This is a genomic window from Streptococcus mitis, assembly GCF_002096855.1.
Classification (GTDB): Bacteria; Bacillota; Bacilli; order Lactobacillales; family Streptococcaceae; genus Streptococcus; species Streptococcus mitis_Y.
In genome coordinates, this window is sequence record NZ_NCVH01000001.1 from 1 (window position 1) to 12,254 (window position 12,254).

Annotated in this window: 9 protein-coding genes; 2 read left to right on the plus strand and 7 right to left on the minus strand. The window is 41.8% G+C overall.

Annotated elements, in window-relative coordinates; all coding sequences use genetic code 11:
* Positions 1-135: 135 nt before the first annotated feature.
* From B7698_RS00005 to B7698_RS00020, 4 genes are read right to left on the minus strand one after another with little or no spacing between them, the layout of a single operon-like run.
* Positions 136-369, minus strand: coding sequence for an acyl carrier protein (locus B7698_RS00005; protein WP_049499076.1), 234 nt, complete (start codon positions 367-369; stop codon positions 136-138).
* 5 nt (positions 370-374) lie between these two features.
* Entirely contained in the window at positions 375-1,367 is a 993-nt protein-coding gene (gene plsX / locus B7698_RS00010) for a phosphate acyltransferase PlsX (protein WP_049502343.1), read from the minus strand.
* On the minus strand, positions 1,364-2,134 hold the full coding sequence (recO, locus tag B7698_RS00015; RefSeq protein ID WP_049502344.1) for a DNA repair protein RecO: 771 nt from the start codon (positions 2,132-2,134) through the stop codon (positions 1,364-1,366). Before recO ends, plsX begins: the two co-directional genes overlap by 4 nt.
* Positions 2,131-3,300: a pyridoxal phosphate-dependent aminotransferase gene (locus B7698_RS00020; protein WP_004257696.1), complete on the minus strand. Its 1,170-nt coding sequence runs from the start codon at positions 3,298-3,300 to the stop codon at positions 2,131-2,133. The genes recO and B7698_RS00020 overlap by 4 nt, the downstream gene beginning before the upstream one ends.
* Positions 3,301-3,779: 479 nt before the next feature.
* Between B7698_RS00020 and B7698_RS00025 the strand changes: the two genes are divergently transcribed.
* Entirely contained in the window at positions 3,780-4,790 is a 1,011-nt protein-coding gene (locus B7698_RS00025; RefSeq protein ID WP_020903290.1) for a YeiH family protein, read from the plus strand.
* Positions 4,791-5,016: 226 nt separating this feature from the next.
* Here B7698_RS00025 and B7698_RS00035 read toward each other — a convergent pair whose 3' ends face one another.
* Together B7698_RS00035 and polA are read right to left on the minus strand one after the other, a co-directional pair.
* A complete protein-coding gene (locus B7698_RS00035) occupies positions 5,017-5,454 on the minus strand; it encodes a CoA-binding protein (RefSeq protein WP_084864278.1) in 438 nt (145 codons plus the stop codon).
* Between the two features lie 84 nt (positions 5,455-5,538).
* Entirely contained in the window at positions 5,539-8,172 is a 2,634-nt protein-coding gene (gene polA / locus B7698_RS00040; RefSeq protein WP_084864281.1) for a DNA polymerase I, read from the minus strand.
* Positions 8,173-8,319: 147 nt separating this feature from the next.
* On the opposite strand from polA, the gene B7698_RS00045 reads away from it, so the two are divergent.
* Positions 8,320-9,219: an Rpn family recombination-promoting nuclease/putative transposase gene (locus B7698_RS00045; protein ID WP_084864279.1), complete on the plus strand. Its 900-nt coding sequence runs from the start codon at positions 8,320-8,322 to the stop codon at positions 9,217-9,219.
* A 140-nt stretch (positions 9,220-9,359) separates the two neighbouring features.
* On the opposite strand, the gene B7698_RS00050 is transcribed toward B7698_RS00045, so the two are convergent.
* On the minus strand, positions 9,360-12,017 hold the full coding sequence (locus B7698_RS00050) for an SIALI-17 repeat-containing surface protein (RefSeq protein ID WP_084864280.1): 2,658 nt from the start codon (positions 12,015-12,017) through the stop codon (positions 9,360-9,362).
* Positions 12,018-12,254 lie beyond the last annotated feature (237 nt).

Consider the following 12,254-nt stretch of genomic DNA (forward strand, 5'->3'; position numbering starts at 1 on the left):
GATTTTTATCGCTCTCAATATCAAAAAAGAAAGGACTAAATCTGTCCTTTCTCGAGCTTAGCTTTTCTTCAACCCACTACAGTTGACAAAGAGCCAAGAAAAATTCCAAAGCAAATGCCTTGGAACTTCTTATCTTTATTTTGCTTGAATGATTTTAACCACATCTCCTACACTTTGGAGATGGTCAATTTCCTCATCGCTGATTTCGATATTAAATTCATCTTCCAGCGTCAAGATAAACTCCATCAAGTCAACTGAGTCAGCATCCAAGTCGTCTTTCAGACTCAAGGATTCTGTCACGACAAAGTCCTCTCCCTGTCGCTCTTGGATAATGGTCACAATACGGTCAAAAATTTCTTTTTCTGTCATCTCTTTTATTCTCCTGAAAATTCACGCGCAGTCTGGGCAACTACGTCTGTTTCTAGCATGGTACGAATCTGGCGGATTGTACTATAAACAGCCTTGGCATCGCTTGAGCCATGAGTCTTGACAACCGGTGCCTTGACACCAAACAAGACTGCTCCACCAACATCTGAGTAGTTGAGCTGTTTTTTCAAACCTCTGAGGCTGTCCTTGAGAAGGAGGGCGCCTAGTTTTGCTCGAAGACCTCCACCTGTAATAGCGGTCTTGAGTAAGCCCATGATTCCCATAGCTGTTCCTTCAATGGATTTGAGCACAGCGTTTCCCGTGAAACCATCTGTCACAACAACATCTGCAACGCCATTCATCAAATCACGCGCTTCCACGTTTCCGATAAAGTTTAAACTTTCATCAGCTGCTAGTAATTCGTAGGTTTCCTTACGAAGCGGGTCGCCCTTACTACTCTCTGTTCCGTTATTGAGCAAGCCAACGCGTGGTTGCGCAATTCCACGAACATTTTTAGCATAGAAGGAACCTAGAACCGCGTATTGATGGAGGTGATGTGCTGTATTTTCCGCATTGGCACCGAGGTCCAGCATGTCAAACCCCTTCCCATCTACAGTCGGCAAAGTCGACATAAGCCCAGGACGATCGATGTTCTTGATACGACCCACGATGAAAAATCCTGCTGCTAGTAAAGCACCTGTATTCCCAGCTGAGAGAACAGCGTCTGCTTCTCCCTCTTTGACAGCCTTGGCCGCCAAGACCATACTGGCATTTTTCTTCTTCCGAATAGCTCTCGTAGGTTCATCGTCTGAATCAATCTTCTCATCCGTATGGATAATGCTGACGCGCTCTGTCGCTGTCAGATATTGCTTGATTTTAGCTTCATCTCCGTAGAGTTGAACCTCGATATCTGAAAAGTCAGCTAGGGCTTGATTGACACCCTCAACGATGGCCTGAGGTGCGTAATCGCCCCCCATGGCATCTACTGCGATTTTTTTCATTTCTTTTCCTCTTTTAGTAATTGTCCCCAGTCTGCTAGGGAATCAATAAATTTCTTTGATTTTAGGTGAATCCCAACGTACTCTTCGTAGAGTTGATCCATAAATTGGCGTAGTTCTTGCTTGATTTCAGGCTTGAGCGAAATGGTCTCCAATGTCTCAAAATCAATAGCTTGAAATTGATTGAGCAGATAGGGGATATTGGGATTGAGATGGCAACGTCTCTCATCTTCATGATAATGATTTGGACAGAGGCAGGCTCCATATTTGAAAGAAAAGTCAAAAGCCTGACCGACCCGATGACAAAAGACACACTCATTAAAATTGAGACTAATACCAAATCGGGTCAAGATTTGAATTTCAAAAATATTAGTCAAAACCTGATAATCCAAGCCCGCTTCCATCAATTCCAAAGTCTTTTGCAAAAAAGCAAACAAGGGAGCATCCTGCTGATTGTCCTGCAAACTAGCATCGGCAAGAGCTGCCACGTAGGTCGCATAGGCCATGACAAAGAGATCGCTATTAATCTTGGGAAAAGTCATCACCTCATGATAGTCCTCAATGTAACTAAGCCCATCATCATTGATTCGCAAGAGAAATCGTGCCAGCACCAAGGGCTGAATAACAGGGGCCAGCTTAGACTGACCAGCGTGTTTGACGAAAAACATCCGCTTGCCAGCCTGTTCTGTAAAAATCTTGACTAGCTTGTCATCCTCACGAAAGTTACGATTGTAGAGCACCAAGCCTTGACTCGTGATAGACTGAATCATGCTTCTCTCATATACTCCTCAAGTCGTTTCATGGCTTCTTTGATAGTCTCCATACTCGCTGCATAAGACAGACGCACATAGCCTTCTCCGTAACGCCCAAAGGCAGCACCAGGGATAAAGGCAACGGCCTTCTTCTGAGCAAAATCCTTTAGAAAGGCAAAGGAGTCTTGATTGTAGCCCGCTGGAATCTTAGCAAAGATATAGAAGGCACCGTCTGGTTTAATAATCTCAAAACCAAGAGCAGTCATTTTCTCGATAATATAGTCCCGACGCTGGATGTATTCCTTTTTCATAGGCTCCGCATCATTTTTACCAGCCGTCAAGGCCTCCACCGCAGCATGTTGAGCCATAGTATTTGCGGCAGTAACCAAGTACTGGTGACTCTTAATCAACTGAGCTGTAAAGGCTGCAGGAGCAAAAATCAGACCCAAACGCCAACCTGTCATGGCATGCGATTTAGATAGACCATTGATAATAATAGCCTGATCTCTCAACATGGTTCCCAGAGACACATGGGCTTCGCCTGTGTAGGTCAATTCTGAGTAAACCTCATCACAGACAACAAAAATCTCATACTTGCGTAAAACAGCTGCCAAGGCCTCCAATTGTTCCCGACTGTAGGTAATTCCTGTCGGATTGGCTGGATAGTTGAGAATAACCGCCTTGAGCTTGTCACCCTGCTCCAAAATGGCCTTCTCCAACATTTCAGGAGTCAAGACAAAACCATTTTCAGTTGTGTCAATCTCGACAATCTCTGCCCCAACTAGATTGACAATCGGTTCATAACCTGGATAGGCAGGAGCTGGCAAAAGTACCTTGTCTCCCTCTTCCAAAATAGCCGTCAAAGTAGCAGATAAAGCCTCTGTCGCCCCAATTGTAACCAAGATTTCATTTTCAGGATCATAGTCCAGTTGGTACTTTTCCTTAACAAAGTCACTGGCCGCCTTACGTAGAGTCAGCAGACCACTCATCCCTGTATAGTAGGATTGGTTCTGATCAATCGCTCGCTTGGCCGCCTCCTTGATATGATCTGGCGTTGTAAAATCAGGCTCCCCCAAGGTCAAACGCAAGACCCCAGGAATCTCCGAAATAGCCTGGTCAAATTGACGAATCAACGAAACTTGAATCTTATCTAACTGTTTATTAAAGCGCTTAGTTAAGTCCATAGATACCTCCTACTTTCAAAACGTATCTCTATTATACTACAAAAGCCCCCCGACCGCAAAAATACATGATAGAATAACGCTAGCATGACAAATTGAAGTATGTTAAAATGGATTTGTCGCAACTCCACTAACGAACTTAGTTTGGAGGTGAGTTTTTGCTAATCTTCGTTACAGTTATTCTAGCACCATTACTGATTACTATTACCGGTAATGTCATTTCTGAGTGGATAGTCAGAAAGTGGTTAGATAAGCGCGACAAAAAAATATAACCTGAGTTTAGTTTTAATGTAACTGGACAAAAAGAAATACCAGAGGTGGAGCTCTGGTATTTTTGTTTTTGCCAAGACTTCGTTACAGTTCTTGTAGGATTATTATTACATAATTAGCACTACTTGTCAAATAATTGTTAGCTCCACTTTCTATTTTACTTTTCCTCTCTACAGGTCTATAATGGTAACAGATTCTATTTGGAGGTTTTTATGTCATTTCTATCAAAAAATGGAGCAGGCATCTTGGCCTGCCTTCTCATTTCCATTCTATCTTGGTACTTAGGAGGATTCTTCCCTGTTATTGGCGCGCCCGTTTTTGCCATTTTCATAGGCATGCTCCTACATCCCTTTCTCTCGTCCTATAAACAACTGGATGCTGGGTTGACCTTTAGTTCTAAAAAATTGCTCCAGTATGCCGTTATCTTGCTTGGTTTTGGTCTCAATATCTCGCAAGTCTTCGCAGTTGGGCAATCTTCACTCCCTGTCATCCTGTCCACCATTTCAATAGCCTTGATTGTTGCCTATCTTTTCCAGCGCTTCTTTGCACTGGACACAAAACTGGCTACCTTGATTGGAGTAGGTTCTTCTATCTGTGGGGGCTCTGCCATTGCGGCAACAGCGCCCGTTATCCATGCTAAGGAAAAGGAAGTAGCCCAAGCCATCTCCGTTATCTTTTTCTTCAATGTCTTGGCTGCGCTCATCTTTCCAACCCTCGGCACCTGGCTTCATCTATCCAATGACGGCTTCGCCCTCTTTGCAGGAACTGCAGTCAATGATACTTCCTCTGTAACCGCCACAGCTAGCGCCTGGGATAGTCTCTACCAGACCAATACCCTCGAGTCTGCAACCATTGTTAAACTCACACGTACTTTGGCCATTATCCCTATCACGCTCTTTCTATCCTACTGGCAAAGTCGCCAACAAGAAAACAAGCAAAGCCTACAACTGAAAAAAGTCTTCCCACTTTTTATCCTTTACTTTATCCTTGCCTCTCTCCTCACTACACTACTCACCTCTCTAGGTGTGTCCAGTAGTTTCTTTACCCCTCTCAAACAACTCTCTAAATTCCTTATTGTCATGGCCATGAGTGCTATCGGTCTCAAAACCAATCTGGTCGCTATGGTCAAATCCAGTGGAAAATCCATTCTTCTCGGAGCCATCTGCTGGATTGCCATCATCCTCACTAGTCTTGGTATGCAGACCCTTATCGGTATTTTCTAAACTCTTCGAAAATCTCTTCAAACCACGTCAACGTCGCCTTGCCGTAGGTATGTGACTGACTTCGTCAGTCTTATCTACAACCTCAAAACAGTGTTTTGAGCTGACTTCGTCAGTTCTATCTGCAACCTCAAAACAGTGTTTTGAGCAACCTGCGGCTAGTTTCCTAGTTTGCTCTTTGATTTTCATTGAGTATAACACAAAAGGTAGCCCATCAGCTACCTTTTTCTTATGCTTCCTCAATCAAGCGTGTATGTTCTCTCTTGATGCAACGATTCATCACGATATCATCACATCCACCAGCACGCAAGATCTCTTCCGCTTCTAGACTTTCAAGTCCCAGTTGTGCCCAGAAAATCTTGGCATCCGCCTTGAGAAAGTCTCGTGCTACATCAGGTAAAAATTCACTGCGACGATATACATTGACAATATCTACAGGAAAAGGAATCTCTGCTAGGCTAGCATAGGCCTTTTCACCCAAGATTTCACCACCTGCCGCCTTGGGATTGACTGGGATAATTTTATAATCCCGAGCCTGCATTTCCTTGGTCACTCGATTGCTCGTTGTTTCCTCACGGTCAGACAAGCCCACCACAGCAAGGGTTTTACTCGTTGCGAGATACTGACGAATCACGCCATCACTTGGATTGATAAATTCTTGACTCATAGAAATCCTCCTTTTTCATCAGTATAGCATATTTTGAAAAGGCTTGCATAATTCTACTACAAAAAAGGAGGACTAGCCCCCTTTTTATTTAGCCTCGTACCAGGTTGCCCCTTCATTCTCATCTGCGATAAGGGGAACACTGAGTTGAATGGCTTCTTCCATAGTTTGTTTGACCAATTTTTTCATCTCTGCCAATTCAGATTTAGGAACTTCAAGTACGATTTCATCGTGCACTTGTAACAGCATCTTAGTCTGATAACCACCTGCAACCAAGGCTTTATCCAGCTGAATCATGGCAATCTTAAGAATATCTGCTGCCGAACCCTGGATAGGTGAGTTGATGGCCGTTCGCTCTGCAAAACCACGAATATTGAAGTTGCGAGAATTGATATCTGGCAACTCACGACGACGCTTGAAGAGGGTCTCCACATAGCCCTTATCACGCGCCTCACGCACCACTTCATCCATGTAGTTTTTAATACCTGGGAAGCGTTCAAAGTAGGTATCAATATAGGCTTTGGCTTCCTTACGGCTAATGCCCAGATTATTAGACAAACCAAAGTCTGAAATCCCATAAACCACTCCAAAGTTGACAGCCTTGGCATTGCGACGGTCGTTTGCAGTCACATCCTCAGGACGCTCAATGCCAAAGACCCGCATGGCTGTCGAAGTATGGATATCTGCCCCCTCTTGGAAGGCCTTAATCAAGTGCTCATCCTTAGAAATATGCGCCAAAACGCGCAATTCAATCTGTGAATAGTCGGAGCTGAGCAGAACACTATCCTCCCACTCTGGCACAAAAGCCTTACGAATGAGACGGCCCTGCTCCAAACGCACAGGAATATTTTGCAAGTTTGGATCCACACTAGACAGACGCCCGGTCTGGGTCAAATCCTGCACATAGCGAGTATGAATCTTGCCATCAGACAAAATCCAATCCTGCAAGCCAATTACATAAGTGGATTGAATCTTGGCAATCTGACGATAGTCTAGGATTTTCTTAACAATCGGAGCAATAGGAGCCAGGCGCTCCAAGACATCCACCGCTGTCGAGTATCCCGTCTTGGTTTTCTTAGTGTACTCTAGAGGAAGTCCCAATTTTTCAAAGAGAAGGACACCCAACTGCTTAGGCGAGTTGATATTAAACTCCTCACCAGCCAGTTCATAAATCTCCTGAGTCAGTTTTTCAATGACAAGCTCATTTTCAGCCTGCATCTCAAGTAAGGTCTCTTTCTTGACCGTAATACCAGCAATTTCCATCTTGGCAAGAACAAAGGCCAGAGGTTGCTCTATATCATAAAGAAGCTCTAATTGCCCATTTTCGCTAAGTTTTTCAAGTAAAACAGGCTCAGTCTCTACCAAAACGACAAGTTTACGCGCCAAATGTTCCAAGAATTTCTCGCGTTCAGGAATGGCCTTCTTGACACCCTTACCATAAAAAATCTCATCATCGACCAAGTAAGTCTGACCATAAAGACTAGCGATGGTCGCAATTTCATTGTCCTCCACAGTCGAAAGGAGGTATTTAGCCAATCGGCTATCAAAAGCAGGCGCCTGCAAATCCACACCAAAGCGATTCAAGAGAACTTTAGCCTTCTTAAAGTCATACACTCTCAGAGGTGTTTTTTCTAAAAAGTCCTTGAAAATCGGCTCTTGCAACAGCTCAAGCTTGTCTGTGGCATAGAGCTTATCTCCACAAGACCAAGCAAAACCAACCAAATCATCCGTATGGTAATTTTCACCAAAAAGCTCAAAATGGAAGATAGACTCTTCACTCAGCATATCTTGACTGATTTGGTCAACAATAGTAAAATCCAAACTCTCAGCCACATCAGCTGACGACACATTTAAAGCCTGTTTGAGCTGTTTGAAACCCATCTCATCGTAGAATTTCCCGAGATTTTCAACATCTGGACCACTATAGACCAAATCCTCCAAAGCAATCTCAATCGGTACCTTGGTATCAATGGTCGCTAGTGTTTTAGACAAAAAGGCCTGTTCCTTATCATTGATAAGATTTTCCTTCATCTTAGAAGCCTTCATCCCATTGATATTCTCATAAATCCCCTCGAGTGAGCCATGCTCCAGCAAGAGCTTGATACCCGTCTTTTCACCAATTTTGGTCACCCCAGGTATATTATCCGACTTATCACCCATGAGCGCCTTGAGATCGATAAACTGAGTCGGTGTGATGCCCATCTTTTCCATAAGATATTCTGGCGTAAAGGCCTCAAACTCAGCCACACCTTTCTTAGAAATTTCAACCACCGTATGCTCATCCGTCAGCTGAATCAAATCCTTGTCCCCACTGACAATGGTAATATCAAAACCATCCTGCTCTGCTAGTTTATCCAGTGTCCCAATGATATCATCTGCCTCATACTGAGCCAACTCATAATGACGAATCCCCATATGATCCAGCAACTCACGAATAAAGGGAAATTGCTCACGAAACTCATCAGGAGTCTTAGCCCGACCACCCTTATAGTCCGCATACATCTCTGTCCGGAAGGTCGTCTTTCCCGCATCAAAAGCCACCAAAATATGACTTGGCTCAACCCGCTCCAATAAATGACTTAACATCAACTGGAAACCGTAAATCGCATTGGTATGCAAGCCAGCCGCATTCTTAAAACGGTCCAACTGCTGATAGAGCGCAAAAAATGCTCGAAAAGCAACAGAAGACCCATCAATCAATAATAATTTTTTCTTATCCATACACCCATTATAAAGGAAAGCACCAAAAAATACCATTGGGAAGAGCCATACCCAATATTTTTCAAACTTTTTCCGAATAAATAGATAGAGCTAGAGAATCCAGTAAACCTAGATTTGAAAATGTGCTATAATGAAAGGAGAAAGAATATGGCATTACGCCATCCGGGCATCAGCCCGACCAATGACTTGGTTGCTAAGAAAATCTTTAGCAACCCAGAAATCACTTGTCAATTTATTCGCGATATGCTGGACTTGCCAGCCAAAAATGTGACCATTTTGGAGGGGAGCAATATTCATGTCTTGCCTTCCGTGCCTTACTCAGCCCAGGATTTCTATACCAGTATAGACGTCTTGGCAGAGTTGGACAATGGCACGCAAGTAATCATTGAAATCCAAGTTCATCATCAGAATTTTTTCATCAATCGCCTGTGGGCATATTTGTGCAGTCAGGTCAATCAAAACCTAGAAAAAACTCGTCAGCAAGAGGGCAATACTCACCAGAGCTATAAACATATCGCACCAGTATACGCTATCGCAATCGTGGATAGCAACTACTTCTCAGATGACTTGGCTTTTCATAGCTTTAGTATGCGTGAGGATACGACAGGTGAGGTTTTAACAATTACAAACAACGGTCAGGAAAACCATCTAGTCAAGATGGCATTCTTGGAACTAAAAAAATACAGAGAAACCAGCAAAGACAAGATTCGCAAGCCGTGGTTGGAGTTTTTCGGGAATAAGCCCTTTACCCAACAACCCGAGCGAGCCATCAGTCAGGCAGACCAACTGCTGGACTACAAGAGCTGGTCCGAGGAGGACAGGAAAATGTTTAGTGAACAACGCAGACGCGAAGAACAAGCCTTGTTAGCACAGGACTATGCCTTGGAACAAGCTGAAGAAAAAGGCTTAGAGCGTGGGAAAGTTGAAGGAAGGGAAGAAGGGAAACTTTTTGCCTTCTTAGACATGGTTCGCCAAGGTCTCCTGACTTCCGAGGTTGCCAGCCAGCAGTTGGGCATGACAGTCGCTGAATTTGAGGCACTATTGTAAGTTTATAGAATAACATAAAAGTGAACAAATCTGAAACATCGTTTTGTTCACTTTTTTCTTCTTTTCAACAGAACTCTCACTATAGTCCATATCACAAAAAGAGAAGGTCATAAATCCTTCTCTTTTATATCTTCAACTAATTAGTTTTTGCGTTTCACAAATGGAAGGGCACCAAGGAGTAATCCAAGGAATCCTAATGATGCAATTGCAACATTATCTTTACCACCAGTGTTAGGAAGTTCTTTCTTATCTTCTGCTTTCGCAGCTGGGGCTTGATAAGTATTGTCTTTGTTAGTACCTGCTACAGTTGGTGCAACCGCAGGAGTTGATGGTGTCTCAGCTGTTGGTGTAGCTGAAGCATCTGTTCCAGGAGCTGATGGTGTTTTTGGTACAAGTGCAGGTTCATTTACAGCTGTAGTATCAGAATTTTCACGCGGTGGATTTCCAGGTGTTCCAACTTTAGCTGGGATTGGGAAATCAGGAGCTGGTTTTTCAGGTCTTGATGGTACTGTATTTTCTTTATTCGATTCAGGTAATTTACCTTCATTTAATTTTGATAAATCAAATTCAGGTTTTTCATTCACAAGATTTAACCAAGCAGCTTTAAGTTCTTCTAATTCTGCTTTAGCTTTATCTAATTCGCGTTTATATCCTTCTACAAGATAGTCTTCTGCGCCATTAGCTTCAGCATCTTGCACGTTAGTTTCAAGTTTTTTGATTTCAGCTTCCAGACGTTCGATTTCATCTTTAGGACCTTTAGCTTTTTCTACTGATGCTTCTGGTTTAGATGGCTCAGTTAGAGCATTATCATCATTTACACCACCATTGAACTCTGGAGTATTTTCAGTTGTAGGAGCTTCTTCAGCGTTTACTCCGCCGTTGAACTCTGGAACTTCATTTACTGCAGCTTCTACAGCATTCACGCCTCCGTTGAACTCTGGTTTTTCTTCAGTAGTAGCAGCTTCAGCAGCGTTTACTCCGCCATTAAACTCTGGTTTTTCTTCAGTAGTAGCAGCTTCAGCAGCGTTTACTCCGCCATTGAACTCAGGTTTTTCTTCAGTAGTAGCAGCTTCAGCAGCGTTTACTCCGCCATTGAACTCAGGTTTTTCTTCAGTAGTAGCAGCTTCAGCAGCATTTACACTACCGTTGAACTCTGGTTTTTCTTCAGCAGTAACTTCATCATCATTTACACCACCACTGAAATCTTTAGGTCCTTCACCTTTAGGAACTTCTTTTAAGTTTTCGATATAACCTAAAGTTGCATTATAATCATCAGTTAGCTTGTCAATTTCATCTTTGTAAGCTTTTACTACTTCGTTAACTTCGTCAAATTTAGCTTGAGCTTCATCTGCAGCAGTCTTAGCAGTAGCCACAGAACCTTCTAGTTTAGTAACAGCATCTTGTAATTTATCCTTAACATCTTGATCAGCATTATTTTTATTAGCTGTTTCAAGTGCAGTTTTAGCTTTTTCTAAAGTTTCTTTTTGTTTATCTAATGCTACATTTTTTTCTTCTAATGCTTTAGCTTTTTCAGTAGCATCTGCTTTATCTTTGTCAGCTACTTTAGTTAATTTTTCGATTTTTTCAGCTAAATCATCAGCAATATCTGTAAGTTTTTTAACGATTGGTTTAGAAGCTTCTTTTTTAGCAACTTCATCAATTTTTTTAGCTTCCTCAGCGTCTAATTTTTTAGTTTCATCAACTTTTTCAGGATCTTTATTTCTAGTGTTATAGTCGTTTTCTAATTCTTTAAGAACATCTCCTGCAGTTAAGTCACCTTTTTCAACCGCTTCTAAGATAGCTTCTTTACCAATTTCAGCTTTTTTATCAGCAATGGCTTTTTCTTTGTCTGTGATGTTTGCATCTTTGTTGATGTCTGCAATTGCATCTTCTTCAACTTGATCTAAAGCATCTTTCAGAGCAATTCTAGTATCAGCTTCTTCTTTTTTAAGTTCTTCAACTTTAGCTTTAGCTTTTTCAGCCTCTTCTTTAGCTTTAGCTAATTCAGTTTCTGCATCTGCTTTAGCTTTATCAGCTTCATCTTTTTTAGTTTGAGCAGCTGTTACATCGTCAGCTTCTTTTTTAGCTTTTGCTGTTGCTTCTTCAACTTTTTTCTCTAATTCAGCAACTTTAGCATCAGCTTCTTTTTTGGCTTCAGCAGCTTTTTCAGCTTCTGTTTTTTCTGCTGGTTTAGCTGGTTCTTCTTCTACTGGTTTAGCTGGCTCGTTAGCTTCTTTTTCTTTAGCAGCTTTTTTAGCAGCTTCGTTGTTAGTGATTTTCGGATTATTTGCTGTTGCTTCTTCTAATTGATCTAAAGCTTTTGATAAAGCGTCTTTAGAATCTGCTTCTTCTTTCTTAGCGTCTTCTTCTTTTTTAGCTTCTTCTTTCTTAGCGTCTTCTTCTTTTTTAGCTTCTTCTTTAGCAGCAGCTAATTCATCGTCTGCAGTTTTTTTAGCTTCTTCAGCTTTAGTTTTTGCAGCGTCAGCTTCAGCAGCTTCTTTTTTCTCCGTTTCAAGTTTTTTAGCTGCTTCATCAGCCACAGGAGTAGTTGTATCTACTTTTGCTTGAGCTTCAGCAACTTTTTCTTCAGCTTTTTTAGCGTCAGCTTCAGCTTGTTTAATTTCTGGACTTGTAACTTCTGATTTAGGAGTTGCAGTAACTCCAGATTCTCCAGCAGACTGAGTAGTAGCTGGATTAGAATCATCAGCTTTCACGACTGACGGTTGAGATGCAACAAAAGCTGCCCCCAAAACAGCCACACTTGCTAAGCTAGTTAAAATCATTTTCTTTTTGTTCATCTTGTGTACCTCTTTTTGAGAATCATATTTATGTACATTATAAACTTTTTTTAAGTGAAATCAAACGATATGTTATATTATATGCACTTTATTATTAATATGATATATTTTAAAAATTATAAAAAAAAAAGCATATTTTTGAACTGCACCCCAAAAGTTAGACAGAAAAAATCTAACTTTTGGGGTGCTTTTATTATGAAATTAACTTATGATGATAAAGTTCAGATCTATGAACTT

What these genes read in the sequence shown, in the direction of transcription:
- B7698_RS00005 (WP_049499076.1), bottom strand. Translation starts at nt 369, where the DNA reads ATGACAGAAAAAGAAATTTTTGACCGTATTGTGACCATTATCCAAGAG.
- B7698_RS00025 (WP_020903290.1), top strand. Translation starts at nt 3,780, where the DNA reads ATGTCATTTCTATCAAAAAATGGAGCAGGCATCTTGGCCTGCCTTCTC.
- B7698_RS00035 (WP_084864278.1), bottom strand. Translation starts at nt 5,454, where the DNA reads ATGAGTCAAGAATTTATCAATCCAAGTGATGGCGTGATTCGTCAGTAT.
- B7698_RS00020 (WP_004257696.1), bottom strand. Translation starts at nt 3,300, where the DNA reads ATGGACTTAACTAAGCGCTTTAATAAACAGTTAGATAAGATTCAAGTT.
- plsX (WP_049502343.1), bottom strand. Translation starts at nt 1,367, where the DNA reads ATGAAAAAAATCGCAGTAGATGCCATGGGGGGCGATTACGCACCTCAG.
- B7698_RS00045 (WP_084864279.1), top strand. Translation starts at nt 8,320, where the DNA reads ATGGCATTACGCCATCCGGGCATCAGCCCGACCAATGACTTGGTTGCT.
- polA (WP_084864281.1), bottom strand. Translation starts at nt 8,172, where the DNA reads ATGGATAAGAAAAAATTATTATTGATTGATGGGTCTTCTGTTGCTTTT.
- recO (WP_049502344.1), bottom strand. Translation starts at nt 2,134, where the DNA reads ATGATTCAGTCTATCACGAGTCAAGGCTTGGTGCTCTACAATCGTAAC.
- B7698_RS00050 (WP_084864280.1), bottom strand. Translation starts at nt 12,017, where the DNA reads ATGAACAAAAAGAAAATGATTTTAACTAGCTTAGCAAGTGTGGCTGTT.